Source organism: Bradyrhizobium sp. 1200_D9_N1_1 (genome assembly GCF_052075915.1).
In the GTDB taxonomy this organism is placed as follows: Bacteria; Pseudomonadota; Alphaproteobacteria; order Rhizobiales; family Xanthobacteraceae; genus Bradyrhizobium; species Bradyrhizobium diazoefficiens.
In genome coordinates this window covers 2,978,605-2,993,732 of the sequence record NZ_CP197226.1, presented here as the reverse complement: position 1 = coordinate 2,993,732, position 15,128 = coordinate 2,978,605, and the positions used below count along the sequence as shown (strand labels likewise).

14 protein-coding genes are annotated in these 15,128 nt (G+C 64.5%); 4 read left to right on the top strand and 10 right to left on the bottom strand.

Annotation, left to right across the window (positions count from 1 at the left end):
• Window positions 1-11: 11 nt before the first annotated feature.
• From AB5K84_RS14340 to AB5K84_RS14330, 3 genes are all read right to left on the bottom strand, one after another.
• Window positions 12-950, bottom strand: a complete 939-nt coding sequence (locus tag AB5K84_RS14340) for an aldo/keto reductase (RefSeq protein WP_011088996.1) — start codon at window positions 948-950, stop codon at window positions 12-14.
• Between the two features lie 70 nt (window positions 951-1,020).
• On the bottom strand, window positions 1,021-2,514 hold the full coding sequence (locus AB5K84_RS14335) for an MDR family MFS transporter (RefSeq protein WP_011088997.1): 1,494 nt from the start codon (window positions 2,512-2,514) through the stop codon (window positions 1,021-1,023).
• On the bottom strand, window positions 2,511-3,584 hold the full coding sequence (locus tag AB5K84_RS14330) for an HlyD family secretion protein (RefSeq protein ID WP_375762219.1): 1,074 nt from the start codon (window positions 3,582-3,584) through the stop codon (window positions 2,511-2,513). The genes AB5K84_RS14335 and AB5K84_RS14330 overlap by 4 nt, the downstream gene beginning before the upstream one ends.
• Window positions 3,585-3,796: 212 nt before the next feature.
• Between AB5K84_RS14330 and AB5K84_RS14325 the strand changes: the two genes are divergently transcribed.
• Window positions 3,797-4,438, top strand: coding sequence for a TetR/AcrR family transcriptional regulator (locus tag AB5K84_RS14325; RefSeq protein WP_060912643.1), 642 nt, complete (start codon window positions 3,797-3,799; stop codon window positions 4,436-4,438).
• A gap of 178 nt (window positions 4,439-4,616) precedes the next feature.
• Here AB5K84_RS14325 and msrA read toward each other — a convergent pair whose 3' ends face one another.
• From msrA to AB5K84_RS14290, 7 genes are all read right to left on the bottom strand, one after another.
• Entirely contained in the window at window positions 4,617-5,132 is a 516-nt protein-coding gene (gene msrA, locus AB5K84_RS14320; RefSeq protein WP_038966770.1) for a peptide-methionine (S)-S-oxide reductase MsrA, read from the bottom strand.
• A gap of 29 nt (window positions 5,133-5,161) precedes the next feature.
• Complete coding sequence (locus AB5K84_RS14315) at window positions 5,162-5,602, bottom strand: cupin domain-containing protein (protein ID WP_011089001.1); 441 nt, start codon at window positions 5,600-5,602, stop codon at window positions 5,162-5,164.
• Window positions 5,603-5,623: 21 nt separating this feature from the next.
• Complete coding sequence (locus AB5K84_RS14310) at window positions 5,624-6,046, bottom strand: OsmC family protein (RefSeq protein ID WP_011089002.1); 423 nt, start codon at window positions 6,044-6,046, stop codon at window positions 5,624-5,626.
• 206 nt (window positions 6,047-6,252) lie between these two features.
• Entirely contained in the window at window positions 6,253-7,101 is an 849-nt protein-coding gene (locus AB5K84_RS14305) for an enoyl-CoA hydratase/isomerase family protein (RefSeq protein WP_110116859.1), read from the bottom strand.
• Between the two features lie 72 nt (window positions 7,102-7,173).
• Window positions 7,174-8,487 (bottom strand): epoxide hydrolase family protein, encoded by a 1,314-nt coding sequence (locus AB5K84_RS14300; protein ID WP_110116860.1) that lies wholly within the window; start codon window positions 8,485-8,487, stop codon window positions 7,174-7,176.
• A gap of 237 nt (window positions 8,488-8,724) precedes the next feature.
• Complete coding sequence (locus tag AB5K84_RS14295; RefSeq protein ID WP_110116861.1) at window positions 8,725-9,414, bottom strand: VOC family protein; 690 nt, start codon at window positions 9,412-9,414, stop codon at window positions 8,725-8,727.
• Window positions 9,415-9,565: 151 nt separating this feature from the next.
• Entirely contained in the window at window positions 9,566-10,231 is a 666-nt protein-coding gene (locus AB5K84_RS14290) for a sensor histidine kinase (protein ID WP_110116862.1), read from the bottom strand.
• Window positions 10,232-10,558: 327 nt separating this feature from the next.
• On the opposite strand from AB5K84_RS14290, the gene AB5K84_RS14285 reads away from it, so the two are divergent.
• From AB5K84_RS14285 to AB5K84_RS14275, 3 genes are all read left to right on the top strand, one after another.
• Complete coding sequence (locus AB5K84_RS14285) at window positions 10,559-13,402, top strand: ATP-binding protein (protein WP_110116863.1); 2,844 nt, start codon at window positions 10,559-10,561, stop codon at window positions 13,400-13,402.
• 118 nt (window positions 13,403-13,520) lie between these two features.
• Complete coding sequence (locus AB5K84_RS14280) at window positions 13,521-14,228, top strand: hypothetical protein (RefSeq protein WP_011089008.1); 708 nt, start codon at window positions 13,521-13,523, stop codon at window positions 14,226-14,228.
• A 181-nt stretch (window positions 14,229-14,409) separates the two neighbouring features.
• Window positions 14,410-15,111 carry a type 1 glutamine amidotransferase domain-containing protein gene (locus AB5K84_RS14275; RefSeq protein WP_171463800.1) on the top strand — a complete coding sequence of 234 codons (702 nt, stop codon included), beginning with the start codon at window positions 14,410-14,412 and terminating at the stop codon, window positions 15,109-15,111.
• The last annotated feature ends 17 nt before the right edge of the window (window positions 15,112-15,128 follow it).

Here is a 15,128-nt window from a genome sequence, read left to right as displayed (position 1 = left end):
CACTGCCCGGTTCATCGGGCCCTTGGAATAAATCCGGGCACGCCAGTCTCCACCACTGCGTTGAACCTGACGTTCGTCGTGATCCCGTCTCGTATCTCCCGCATCGCATCCTCGGGCAGAGCCGAGATGTCAAAATTCTCCCGGATTCGCGCGGGATTGGTCGAGGTCGTCAGGAACGCCGTGCCGCGCTGGACGGCCCACGCCAGGCAAACCTGAGCCGGTGTCTTCTGCACGCGCCGCGCGATGGCTGTGATCACGGGATCCTCCAGCACGCGCGGCTCCATGGCATGTCCCAACGCCGCGAACGCCTGGAGCACGATGCCATGCTCGCGACAGAAGTCGAGCAGGTCCCATTCGGGAAGATACGGATGCGATTCGACCTGCACCATGGCAGGCCTGATCCGCGCGACGGCAACGATCTCGCGCAGCTTCTCCAGGGTAATGTCCGACAGGCCGATCGACTTGCAGTGCCCCTCGTCAACGAGGCGCTCCAGCGCGTGCCACGTCTCCACCAATGTAACGCCGGAATCATAGATGACCCGACCGCTTGCGTCGCGCGGATCCTGCTCGTCACCGGGCTGAAAGGCAAAGGGCGTATGGATGATGTAGCAGTCGATCTCGTCGAGTTGCAGCCGTCGGCGGCTGGCGTCGAAGGCAGGCTTGACCCGCTCCGGCCGATGATTGGTGTTCCATAGCTTCGTCGTCACGAACAGCTCCTCGCGCCGGAGCTTCCCGGCCTTGAAGGCGTCCTGCATCGCATCGCCGACCGCCGCTTCGTTGCGATAGCGCTCCGCACAATCGAGATGTCGAAATCCGGCCTCCAATGCGGCCCTGATGGCCTGCCTGGTCACGAGCGGATCCGGAATGAGCGTGCCAAATCCCACTGCCGGAATCGTCACGGACTCATGAGTTGGAATCCTCGTGTCACGAAGCGAATCGGAGGTCGTCATGGTGATACTCCCTTGTTGTCTGCTCGCCGCCCTAGCGGACGAAGCGATCGAGGTTGGCGGCTCCCCGGCATTAACCGGCAGGCCGTGGCTTGCGGAGAAAGAACACCAGCGGGATCACGACGAGCATGGCGAACATCAGGATCTCGAACTGATCGATGACCGCGACCGTGGCCGCCTGATGCGTGACCATGCCGTTGAGCGCGGCAAGGCTTGGCTTCCCGATCGGGCCCGCGCCATGCGCCGCGACGCGGAAAGGCGTGAGATGCTTGGCGAGCGCGACGTGCACGGCCTGGGTGTTGGCATAGAAGAAGAGCTGGACCACCGCGATGCCGATGGTGCTGCCATAAAGGCGCGACAGGTTGATCAGCGCGCCGCCTTCCGGGCGAAGCTTCGGATCGAGCGTGCCGAACGCGGCCCTCGCGAGCGCCGGCAACAACATGCCGAGACCGGCACCCTGGAGCATGCCGGCTTCGACCACCGGCCGCCAATCCATCGCCGGCGAATAGCCGAGCATCAGCCAATTGGCATAGACCACCAGCGCCATGCCGCCCATGAGGAACGGCCGGTAGTCGACCTGCCCCGGAACCAGGCTCGTCAGCACCAGCGCTCCCACCAGCGCCACACCGCGCGGAATGGTCATGTAGCCCGTGGTGTCGACGGGATAGTTGAGCAATTCCTCCAGCATCGGAGACGTCAACGCCAGGGTCGGCAGCAGCACGAAGCCAAGCGCGAAGGAGATGACCGTCGAGAGGACGAGATTGCGATCCCTGAACAGCGCCGTGCGGAGAAAATGCTCCCGGGTCGTCAACACGTGCACGCTGAAGAGATAGAAACCCAGGACCGAGGCGACCGCCTCGGCCCAGATCTCCGTCGAGGCAAACCATTCGAGGCGCTCGCCGCGGTCCAGCAGCATCTGTAGCCCGATCATGCCGACGGAAAAGGTCGTCAGGCCGAAGAAGTCGAAGGGCTGGCTTCGCTCGGCCCGCTTCTCGCTCAGCAGCGAGGCCATCGTCATGAAGATGAAGGCCGTCATCGGCAGGCTGACATAGAAGATCGACGCCCAGCCGTAGTATTCACTGAGCCAGCCGCCAATGGCGGGGCCGGTGCTGATGCCGAGCAGGGAGCAGACCGTCGATGCCAGGCTCATGCGCGCATGCCGCGCCGGCGTCACCTCGAGCAGGATGGCCAAGGAGAGTGGCGCGAGCGGTCCGCTCGCCGCGCCCTGGAGGATCCGCGCCAGCACGAACTGGATCGACGTCGTTGCCAGCGTGTCGAGGACAAGACCGAACGTGAAGATGGCGAGGGCAGCCTGATAGACCGCCTTGCGGCCATAGCGGCCCGCGAGCCACTGCGTGATCGACATGGTCACGGCACTTGCCGCGATATACGAGGAGAACACCCAGCCGACCTCGTCATTCGCCATCGAGAGCGTCGCCTGAATGTGCGGCAACGCTGCATTCGGTATCGAGATGTTCACAGCCTGCATGTAGATCGCGATAAGGGCCGCCGCGGAGATCGCACGATGGTCGCCGGCCGCGCCGGTCGATGGGACGGTCGTGCTCATTTGACCTCCGTCGCGAGCGCGCCTTGGAGCAGATGCGGCCAGCTGCGGCGGTGGCCGGTATCGACCCGCGCCGTCACGCTGATGCCGGAGAACAACGGCCGGGTCGGATCGAGATCGTCGAGCTCGAGGCGCACCGGCAGCCGCTGCACGACCTTGACCCAGTTCCCGGTCGCATTCTCCGGCGGCAGGACCGAGAAGTCCGACCCGGTGCCGGGACTCATGCTGACGATATGCGCCCTGAACTTGCGATCCGGATAGGCATCGACGTCGATCGTCGCCTCCTGGCCCGGACGCATGTGGGTCAGGCCGGTCTCGCGAAAATTCGCCTCGATCCAGATGTCCCGGCTGGACATCAGCGAGAACGTCGGCGCTCCCGCGTTGACGAAGCCCCCGATCTGCAAGTCGTCGACCTTCGTCACGATACCGTCGTCGGGCGCAATCACCGTCGCGTAGGAGAGATCGAGCCGCGCCCGGTCGAGCTGGGCTCTTGCCGCGCGAACCGTGGGATGACGATCGGCATCGATATCGGGATCGCCGTTGAGCGCGACGACCGTGTTGGCAATCTGCTGTTCGATCGATGCCATGCGGTGGCGGGCGACCTTGAGATCGGTCTCGGCCCGCTCATAGACCGCACGCGGCGTGAAGTCGGAGGCGACCAGCATCTTCTTGCGATCGAACTCGCGTTCGTCGAAGGAAGCCGATTCCCTGGCCGATTGCAGCTCCGCCTGCTGCTGGCGGTGGGTCGCCTTGAGCGAGTCGATCTGGAGTCGCGCGCTGCCGAGCCGCGCCTCGGCCTGATCGACCGCAATCTGATAGGGCTCGGGATCGATCCGAAACAGGACCTGCCCCCGTCGCACGCGCTCGTTATCGCGCACGGCGATCTCGACCGCCTGGCCTGACACCCGCGCGTTGATGGTCACCTTGGCGGCACGCACGAACGCGTCGTCGGTCGAGACATATTGTTCCTGCGCAAGATACATGAAGGCGCCGAACACGGCGACCACGGTCGGCAGCGCGAGCATCAGGGGCCGGCGCAGCCGCCGGCCGAGGTCCGCTCCGAACAATGGCACAGCCCCCTCGCTCCCGCGGAAGCTGCGATCGCCCAACCAGCCGGCGATTGGCGCAAAGTTCAAACGCATCGTGAGCGCTCGTCTTATCTTTTTTACTAACGTACGTTACAAATATTGTACTGCAGTGCCGCTATCAAGACGCGCGGCCATTGATTTTTATAACGGTCCATACAAATATATGTGTGGAACAGTACAACCAGGATTTTGGCGACATGGCACGGAAGAAGAGCGAAGCGGGCCCGGCGCGCCGCGGACGGCCGCCCGCCTATGACGCAGAGACGGCCCTCAAGCGAGCGACGGAGACGTTCTGGAGAACCGGCTACTCCGGCACGTCCCTGGACAAGGTCGCCGCCGCGACCGGCATGAGCCCACCGAGCCTCTACGCCGTGTTCGGCAACAAGCACACGCTCTATCTCGAAGCGCTCGCGCGCTATTGGGAGATAAGCCTTGCCGCAACGCGTGAGGCCCTCGCGGGGGACCATCCCTTGGACGAAGCCCTGATGCTGGCCTATGACGCAGCGCTGTCGATCTATTTTTCCGGCAAGGGAACCGCGCGGGGCTGCTTCGTGGTGGGAACCGCGGTGACCGAAGTCGCAGAAGATACGGCGATCCGGAACAGCGTAGCTGCGGGATTGCGCGCGATTGACGCCGATTTCGAGGCCCGCTTCCGCCTTGCCCAGGACAAGGGCGAACTGAAGCGTGATGCCGATCCGGCAGCGCTTGCAATCCTCGCCTCTGCCACGATGCATACCATCGCCATTCGCGCTCGCGCCGGCGCCCGCCGCGCCGAGCTAAGGGAGCTTGCCCGGAAGGCCGTGGACGTGATCTGCGGATGCCGGGCAGATGCGCATTGAGCCGCGAGGCGTTCTCGGGATCGAAAACCTGCGTGCCGGTGACGGTCGGGAGCAACTCTCCCGCACAATGAAATGACGACAACCGGCACATTTGCATTCCTCGTCAATAGGCGGCTGCCGTCGCGAGCGGTCCGCGCGCAAGACCCAGCCTCTCCCCGGCAATACGTGACGATGCGATCTAGCCTCCCGCAGCCGCCGCCCGCCGCGGCAGCTTCCAGCCGGGCCGGATGAAGTGACAGGTGTAGCCGTCCGGATAGCGCTCGAGATAATCCTGGTGCTCCGGCTCGGCCTCCCAGAAATCGCCGGCGGGCGTGACCTCGGTCACCACTTTGCCGGGCCACAGATGCGAGGCCTCGACGTCGGCGATCGTGTCTTCCGCGATCCGCTTCTGCTCGTCGCTCGTCGTGAAGATCGCGGAGCGATAGCTCGTGCCCCAGTCATTGCCCTGACGGTTGAGCGTGGTGGGATCGTGGATCTGGAAGAAGAACTCCAGCATCGTCCGGTAGCTCGTCTTGGCGGGATCGAAGATGATCTCGATCGCCTCGGCGTGCCCCTCGTGATTGCGATAGGTCGCGTTCTTGACCTCTCCGCCGGTGTAGCCGACGCGAGTCGAAGTCACCCCGGGCTGCCTGCGGATCAGATCCTGCATGCCCCAGAAGCAGCCGCCGGCCAACACTGCGCGTTCCGTCGTCATTTGATGCTCCATTCGTTCAGTCGAGATATTCAGCGCTGGTCCGCAGCCGCATGCAAGCGCGGATCATCATGGTCATCGTGATATTCGAGGCCCAGCGGACCGATGGCGGAAACCTGCGTGACGTATTCGCCTGATTTCGCCCAGTGATAATGCCAGGTCTCGCCGGGCAGCACGATGACGCTGCCCGGCGGATAGGCCTTGACCTTGTCGCCATCAAAACGCTCGCCGAGCCCGATATAGAAGACACCCGACATGACCGTGTAGATGCGGTCCTCGGGATGCTTGTGCGGCATCAGCCTGGTGCCGCCGGGCACCTTCACCCGGACCACGTAAGGTCCGGGCTCGGCGGGATGGCCGACCATGACGGCGAGGCGCGCGCCGGATGGAAACGCCGGGAACGGCTGCCACGCGATATCCTCCGGCAGGATCGCCCGGAACCTGTCTTCATCCGGCTGATGTTGGCGAGGCATGGTGCTGCTCCCTCTGTTCGGTCAGATCAGCTTGGCGTCGAGCGTGATCGCGGCGTTGAGCACCTTCGACACCGGGCAGTTCTTCTCGGCCTCGCCGGCGATCTTGGCGAAACCTGCGTCGTCAAGGTTCGGCACCTTGGCGCGGAGGGTTAGTGCCGACTTGCTGATCTTGAAGCCCTTGCCTTCGGGCTCGAGCGTAACCGCGGCCTCGGTCGAGAGCTCGTCCGGCGTGAAACCGGCAAGCTGAAGACCGAAGGCCAGCGCCATGGTGAAGCAGCCGGCATGGGCCGCAGCGATCAACTCCTCGGGATTGGTGCCCTTCTCGTTCTCGAAGCGCGTCTTGAACGAATAGGGCGTCTCGGCGAGCACGCCGGATTCGCTCGACAGATGGCCTGTGCCATCGCGGCCGGTGCCCTTCCAGACTGCTGTTGCTTTGCGGATCATCTCAATTCTCCTTGTTGGGTTTAGCGCCGGCGCTCGGTACCGGAGGAAAGCGACATTGGCACGACCGCCTGTCACCATTCCAACCGGCCGAACGCCGCAGCGGTTCCGTCGGAGCCCCGTTCCGATGGAATCGGAACGACGCTCCGGATTCTTGTTTTGACGCGTTTTCTTCACGCGAACCGGTATCCACTTCGCTCGAAAACGCTCTAATTTCCGATCTGTCCGACGTGGAAGCCGAGCCGGTTCTCGACGTCGCCGGCGCGATGGAAGCCGCGCGCCATCAGCGCCTTGATACGGGCCTGGCTTGCCGGGCGGCCAAGCGCGGCCAGGAACGCATCCCACTCGGGCTTGATCTCGACATCGGGCGGAAGACTGGCGACATCGACCAGGCGCTTGGTCTCGGCAATAGCCTCCTTGTCGAACGACGCGATACGCATGGCGAGCGCCTCGACGAAGCCATCGAGCTCGGCATCCGGCAGCGACCGGTTCACATAGCCGTAGCGTTCGGCGAGATCGCCGCGAATGTCGTCGGCGCCGAGCAGCACTTCGAGCGCACGGCCGCGGCCCATCAGGCGCGGCAGCCGCGCCATCGGTCCGCCACCGGGCACGAGGCCCGCACCGACTTCCCATTGCGACAGGATCGCCTTCTCGCGGCTGGCAAAGCGCATGTCGCTGGCGAGCGCGAGCTCGCTGCCGACGCCGGTGGCGCGGCCCCGGATCGAGGCAATGGAAACCACCGGCGCACGACTGAGACGCACCAGCATGTCGGGCAGCGCCTGGAGACCGGTCGGCCCGGGCGGGATGCCCAGCGAATCCTCCAGCGGCGCGAGGAAGTCGTAATGCGTGATGAAAAAGCCGTCGACGGCACTGTCGAACACGACAACCTTGACTTCCGGATCGGTCTCGATCGCGGTGACGATGTCGCCCAGCAGCGGAAGCTGCCTCGGGCCGAAGATGTTCACCGGCGGCATATCGAAGGTGACGCGCCAATATGACGGCAGGCGGCGCTCCAGGCGGATGTCCTCGGTCGTGAAGGTACGTTCGGGGCGGTTCATTGTTTGCACTCCTGATATGGCGTCGTTCAAGGACGGGGGACACGCGCCGGGTGCGCGCGTCCCCCATGCGGTTCAGATCGACTGGCGCAGCGGGCGGAAGGCGGTGCGCATTTCCGCAGAGAACAGCGCGGGCTGCTCCCAGGCGGCAAAGTGGCCGCCCTTGCCGAGCCGGTTGTAGTGCATCAGCTTCGGGTAGACCTTTTCGGTCCAGCTGCGCGGGGCGGCATAGATCTCGTCCGGAAACACGCTGACGGCGACCGGGATATTGATGTGCTTGGGCTCGAAGAACACCAGCTTGTTCTCCCAGTACAGTCGGGCCGACGAGACCGCGGTGTTGGTGAGCCAGTACAGCGTGATGTTGTCGATCACATCGTCGCGCGACAGCCCTTCCGCCCCGCCGTCGAACACCCGCGCGATCATCGCAGCGCTGCGCGCATCGTGGTCGAGCATCCAGGACGCAAGGCCCGCCGGCGAATCCACGAGGCCATAGAGCGTCTGCGGCCGGTTCGACATCTCGATCGCGTAGCCGAGACCGTGCTTGTAGAAATCGTCGAGCTGGTCGTAGGCAATGCGCTCTTCGGCCGAGAGGTTTGACGGGCGCGTTCCGCCGGGCTGCAGCGCCTTGGCGATGTGATCAGGAACCGTGGCGGGCATGTTGGTGTGAATGCCGACCAATTCCGGCGGCGCGATCACCGCCATCTGCTCCGTCACCGCATTGCCCCAATCACCGCCTTGCGCGACGTAGCGATTGTAGCCAAGCCGCTTCATCAGCACGATCCAGGCACGCGCGATGCGCTGCGGATCCCAGCCGAGCGTCGTCGGCTTGCCGGAGAAGCCATGGCCGGGCAGCGAAGGGATCACGAGATCGAACGCGTCCGCCGCCTTCGCTCCATGCGCGGTCGGATCGGTCAGCGGGCCGACGATCTTCATCTGCTCGATGATCGAACCCGGCCAGCCATGCGTGACGATCATCGGCAGCGCATTCTCGTGCCTGGAGCGGACGTGGATGAAGTGGATGTCGACGCCGTCGATCTCGGTGACGAATTGCGGCAGCGCGTTGAGCCGCGCTTCCACCTTGCGCCAGTCATAATCGTTCTGCCAGTAGCGCACGAGCTGCTGGACCGTGGTCAGCTGCACGCCCTGCGACTGGTCGGCGACGATCTCGCGATCGGGCCAGCGCGTTGCCGCGAGGCGCCGGCGCAGATCGAGCAGATCCTCCTCGGGCACGTTGACGTGGAAGGGGCGGATCGCGCCGCTCGCCGCCGCCTTTGCCGGACGGAGCGGCAACAGGCTCGCAACGCTGGCGGCGACCGCGGTCATCGCGGCCTGGCCCAGCAATTGACGGCGGTCGGGGTTGAGGATGTCGGCGCGTGCTTGCGTGGTCATGTTGGATCTCCCTTGCTTTGGTCGGCACCGTTGACCGAATTCGAAATCGAGACGTCGGCTCGTCGTGCAAGGAGATTGGCGCAGGCACTTCCGATTTGCTCGTTATGGATTGTTAGACCGCGTTAGCCGTTGCGAGCCTGCGCGCTAGAGGCTAGCGATCTTGCGATGCGCGATACAACGCAACACGGCGCGCGATGTCCAAGTCATCGCGCGCCGTGAACGGAGAATGCCACAATGTCAGGAGGGCAGCGGCTGACCGGCCTGTTCGCGCACGATGTAGTCGGCGTACCAGGCCGCCCAGTTGTCGTCGTGTCCGCCGGTTCGCTTCTCGTGCTCGCCATGCGCCACCGCCGCGCGGCGCAGTGCCGCCGCCAGATCGGTCTGCGAGGGGAAATTCGTGCCGTCTGCCTCGATGCGTCCGGGCAGTCGTGTGGTGATCTCCTGGAACAGCCAGCCATTGCCGTCGGGATCGCTGAACGAGGCAAAGGAGCTGTAGCTGCCGCGCTTCGGGTCAACACCGCTGACCCGGATACTGCCGAACAGGTATGGCTCGTCCGGCCCGGCATGAACGTCGCCGCCGCCGTGGAACGGCTCGCTGACCGCGATGCCGCGGCCAAGCAGATCTTGTCGTGCCGCCTCCAGATCGGAGACGATCAGATACAGGCCGCGCACCGAGCCGGGCGCTGCCGCCGTGACGTTCCTGCCGAAGATCACCGAGCAGGCCGAGCCCGGCGGCGTGAACTGGATCACGCGCCAGTCGTCGCCAGAGGAAAAATCGGCGTCCAGTCGCCAGCCGAGGCGCATGTAGAACGCCTTGGCGCGGTCGACGTCGGACACCGGGATCACGACGACCTCGAGCTTCAGATCAACGCTGCGCGACGGCGAGGGTCTGGTCCCGGCTTCGCGATCGATTTCGAGTGTAGCCATGTCGAACTCCCTGATGTGAGGCGCGGGCTCTCAACCGAACCCATTCTTGCAGGCTCAACTTTGCTTTGCAGGCTCAACTTTGCGCAGAACGGCGAATGTCGCTCGTTCTCGAATGCTTGGGCTCGTTAGCGGTTCCGGATACAGTCGAACTTCAAGCGGCCGGCATCACGATGGTCACCCGCGTGCCGCCCTCCCCCGCCTCGCCATGCAACCGCGCGTGGATGCTGCGTGCGAGCCCTTCGAGAATGCGGATGCCGGTGCCCTGAAGCGGCCCGGTGGCGCCGATCCCGTTGTCGGCCACCGTACAGACCCAGGTGCCGTCGCGGTTGTCCATGTCGATGCGGATCAGTGCCCCATTCTTGTTCGGGAAGGCATGCTTTGCCGCGTTCGTGACCAGCTCCGTCAGCATCAGCGCGAGCCGATGACATTGCGATGCCGGCAGCACGCCGCTCTCGATCGCGGCCTCGCAGCGGACGCCCGCCGGCTCCAGCACCGCTTCGGAGAGCGCTCCGCAGAGATTTTCGAAAAAAGCCCCGACGGGGACGGCCGAGTCATCGTCGTTGTCGGACAGGAGCTGATAGAGCCTGCCGAAAGCAACGACGCGCCGCTCGAACCGATCCACCGCAAGCGACACGTCCCTGGTGCCGGCCCGCGTGAAGTCGCGCCGGACTGACGCACCCAGCAGCGTCAGCGTGTTCTTCATGCGGTGATGGGACTCCCGCAGCACGAGTTCCCAATCACGCGACTGATCGTCAAGGCTGGCGACAAATTGAGATCGAACGGCACTGGCGTCCGACATGGAGCCGATAACGGACATGATAGCCTCCCATTGGAATAGGACCTAACTCGGAAGCCATACTGGATGCATCGCGCGCGTTTTGCCCGTTAGACGTTGCAAGATTCTGTTATGATCGGCGGCATCACAAACCGGCAGCGGAGGCTGTCGTCGCGACGGTCAAGCCTGCTGACGATTTGTCGCAGTCGCGTCATAAACCGCTCGCGTTTAAGCAAAATTCGCGACGGGTATCCCGCCTGCATTCGGCCGATCCCCACGCGATTTCGCCACTTTCGGTCCGTTTACTGATAACCTCGCTCAGGTAGGTCAAAGCGCAGACGCCAGCCCTTTCACTGGAATCATTGGCCCGTGCCGGACACTAACGACCAGGATTCGACGATTGCCTTCGGTCCATTCCGGCTGCTCGCAAAGTCGCGGCTGCTGGAGAAGGACGGCGCCCCGCTTCACCTTGGCGGCCGCGCACTCGACATTCTGATTTTTCTCGCCGAGCGCGCCGGCGAGGTCGTTGACAAGCGCGAGTTGATCAAGCGCGTCTGGTCCGGCGTGACGGTCGACGAAGGCAGCCTGCGCTTCCACATCACGACGCTGCGCAAGGCGCTGGGCGATGCCGGCGAAGGTGCCCGCTACGTCGTCAACGTCCCCGGACGCGGCTATTGTTTCACCGCCCCGCTGCTTCACCCGGCTCCTTCGGAGAGCCGGACCAGCCCGCCTGTCGCGTCGCCCCACGCGCTGCCCTCACCGCTTGCGAGGATGATCGGGCGGGACGAGGCCGTCGAGAAGATTTCGGCCGAGCTTGCCCTGCATCGCTTCATCACAATTGTCGGCCCCGGCGGGATCGGCAAGACCTCGGTCGCACTTGCCGTCGCGCATGGCGAGCTCACGGCCTTCGACGGCCAGGTGAGCTTCGTCGATTTCGGAGCGCTGACGGATGCCCGACTCGTTCCCGGAACGATTGCGGCAACCCTGGGCCTGACCGTCAATTCCGACGACCCGATGCCGGGCCTGCTGGCGTTTCTGCGCAGCCGGCGGACGCTGCTGGTCTTCGACAGTTGCGAGCACATCCTCGACGAGCTCGCACCGGTGGCCGAGCGGCTCGTCCAGGAGGCGCCGGAGCTGCATATTCTCGCCACCAGCCGCGAATCCTTTCGCAGCGAAGGTGAGCGCGTCCATCGGCTGTTTCCGCTGGATTGCCCGCCAGAGCGCGACGGGCTCGGCATCGCCGACATCCTTGCCTATCCCGCAAGCCAACTCTTCGTGGAACGCATTGCCGAGAGCCTGAGCGAATTCGAGCTCAGCGAGGAGGATGCGCCGCTCGTCGCCGAGATCTGCCGGCGGCTGGACGGCATAGCGCTGGCGATCGAGCTCGCGGCCGGACGTGTGAACGCCTACGGCATTGCCGGGACCGCCTCGCTGCTGGACAGCCGCTTCTCGCTGCTGTGGCGGGGACGGCGCAGCGCAATCCCGCGGCACCAGACCTTAAGCGCCGCGCTCGCCTGGAGCTACGATTTGCTGCCGGCAGCCGAAAGCGCAACGCTGCGCGGATTATCGGTATTCGTCGGGCCCTTCACCCTGGAAGCCGCGCTTGCCGTCGCGTCCTGCCAGGGTATCGGCGAATCCGAGGCCGTCGAAGCCATCTCGAACCTGCTCTCCAAGTCCCTGATCGCGACCTCGCCCGCGGAGCGGCGGCTGCGCTATCGCCTGCTCGACACCACCCGCACCTTCGTCGCCGGCAAGCTGGTCGAGAGCGGCGAAGCGGCCCGCGTCGCGCGTGCCCACGCCGAATATTTCCGCGATTTCCTGCACGACATCGCGCTCAAATCCACGGGCATGCAGAGCGCGGGCGGCTTCCTTCCCTATGCCGACCACCTGCCCAATGTGAGGGCCGCGCTGACCTGGAGCTTCTCGGACGGCGGCGACCGGACGATCGGCGTGGATCTGGCGGCCTCAGCGGCCCAGTTCTTCCTCGAGCTGACATTGCTGACGGAATGCTACCGCTGGACACAGCAGGCGCTTGTATCTCTCGATAAGGGTGTGATCGACAGCCGCCAGGAGATGACGTTGCAGGCCGCGCTCGGCGTCTCCGTGATGTTCACGCAGGGCAATACGGAGGCGGTCCGCTCCGCCTTCACGCGCAGCCTCCAGCTTGCCAGAGAGCTCGAGGACCTGCACTGGCAGCTCTGGCTGCTGCGCGGCTTGCACATCTACCTGACCAGGGTCGGAGATTTTCACGGCGCGCTCGGAACCGGCGAGCAGGGCGAAGGCGTCGCGCGGAAGCTGAATGATCCAGCCGCCACACTGAACGTGGAATGGATGCTCGGCGTCGCCCACCATCTGATCGGCAACCAGGACAAGGCCGTGCAGTGCTGCGAGAGCGCGATGGTGCACAATCCCGGCTCGCAGCGGCTGAACATCGGCCATCTCGGTTATGACGACCGCATCGTTGCACTGGTGGCGCTGGCGCGCGGGCTCTGGCTCACCGGCCGGCCCGATCGGGCCGTCGAGGCGGCCAGATACACGGTGCGCGAGGCCGAGCTGCTCGAACAGCCGCTCACCCTCGGCATTTCCCTGATCTGGACCATCTACGTGTTCCTCTGGGTGGGCGACTGGGCCAGTGCCGAAAGCCTGATCGAGCGGCTGATCGACCATTCGGCGCGGCACTTCCTCGGCCCCTACCACGCGGTCGGCATCGGCCAGAAGGGCGAGCTGCTGCTGCGCCGCGGCGACGTCGCCGGCGGGATCGAGCATCTTCGCCGCAGCCAGGCTACGCTATACGCCACACGGCACCGGATCATGACGACGGTGTTTGCGACCGCGCTTGCCGAGGGTCTCGTCGCGCAGAACCAGCCCGATGAGGCCTTGCGCACGATCGATGAGGCCATCGCCCAGATCCCCGAGCACGGCGAATCCTTCGACATGCCGGAGATGCTCAGGGTCAAGGGCGACATCCTGGCCGGGTCGGGAAATGCCGCGGGGGCCGAGAATTACTTCCGGAAATCGCTCGATCTATCACGCCGGCAATGCGCGCTCGGCTGGGAGCTGCGGGGGACGATCAGCCTCGGCCGCGTCTGGCGTCATGCCGGAAAGGCCGGCGACGCACGCGATCTGCTCGCGCCGCTCCTCGCGCGGTACCAAGAGGGCCTCCAGACCCGTGATCTCGTCGCCGCCAGGGAGCTCCTGGGCGCGCTGAATTGAGAGTATCTTCAACGAGATACCGCCATACTGCCTGCTCGCAACTCCTAACAACTTCTAACACGCCAAGCCGCATCCGCCCCGCCATGGTGGTGACGTTTCACGGTGGATATGGCGGGACATGGCTCTCCTTCACGATGTAATCGATGCCAGCGGCGGTTTGGACCGCTGGAGCAGCTTGAACCGTTTCACGCTCCACCTTTCCGTCGGCGGAATGCTGTTCTCCAGTGCCGGACATGCCAGAGAATTCAAGGATGTGACCGCGGAAGGCTCGACCCGGACGCAATCCGTCCGCTTCACTGGCATCACCGGGGGAGAACACTCAGGCTCCTTTCAACCGGACGCGATCACGATCGAAAGCCTGGATGGCGAGGTGCTGCGGACCTGGCGCAATCCGAGCCTTGCATTTCCCGAGGCCAGTGCCCCCGCGCTTGCGGACGAACTGCATCTCGTCTTCTTCTGCGGCGTCGCGATCTGGAACTATCTGACGATTCCATTCCTGCTCGCTCATCCCGATGTCGTGTTGGAGGAGCTGTCACCGTGGTCTGAAGGCACTGAGACCTGGCGGCGGCTGCGGGCGCAATTCCCCGCGCACCTGATCACCCTCGCGCCCGAGCAGATCTTCTATTTCGACCAGAGCGCGTTGCAACGGCGGACGGATCACGATCTCTTCGGGATGAAGGTAGCGCATTATTCCTGGGCCCATGACAATTTCGCCGGCATCGTGGTGCCGACGCTTCGGCGTGTGCAGACGCTGCAGGCTGATGGAACCGTGATTGCCAGGCCCGTGCTGATGGACGTCGAGATCTTCGACGCCGTGTTCGAGTAGCCGCGGCGACACGCCGCCCTCGCAACGTCTAACACCACATAACGAGCCAACGGCCCAACTTGGGTGCAGATTACGCTTGCGAGCGGCGAACGAACGCAGCAGCTCGACGAAGACTTGCACCGATGTGCTCCACCAGGAGGGAGCGCGTCATTCAGCAAACGCAATCAAGGGAATCCGTGTCATGAAAGTATTGATGGTCATCACCTCCCACGACCAGCTCGGCAACACCGGACGCAGAACCGGCTTCTGGCTCGAAGAGCTTGCAGCCCCCTACTACGTCTTCAAGGATTCCGGCGCGGAGATCACGCTCGCCTCGCCCAAGGGCGGCCGTCCGCCGCTCGACCCCAAGAGCAACGAGCCCGAGTTCCGCACCGACCTGACGGTGCGTTTCGAGAACGATGCGGCGGCGGAGGCCCAGCTCGACGAGACCGTCCGCCTCGACAGCGTCCGGCAGGAAGACTTCGACACGCTGTTCTATCCGGGCGGCCATGGCCCGATGTGGGACCTCGCCGAAGACAAGAACTCGGTCAAGCTGATCGAGTCCTTCCTCGCCGCCGGCAAGACCATCGCCGTCGTGTGTCATTCGACCGGAGCGCTGCGCCACGTCAAGACGCCCGATGGCAAGCCGCTGGTCCAGGGCAAGGAAGTGACCGGCTTCACCAACGGCGAGGAAGAGGACGTGGGCCTGACCAAGGTGGTTCCCTTCCTCGTCGAGGACGAGATGTTGAAGCTCGGTGCCGTCTTCTCGAAAACGGCAAACTGGGGCGTGCACGTCGTCAGCGCCGGCCAGTTGATCACGGGACAGAATCCGCATTCGTCGGGCCCCGCCGCGCAGACGCTGCTCGCCGCCCTCAAGGGCAAGCCGATGGCGAAGGCTTCGTAAAATTCTGGATGCGGTCG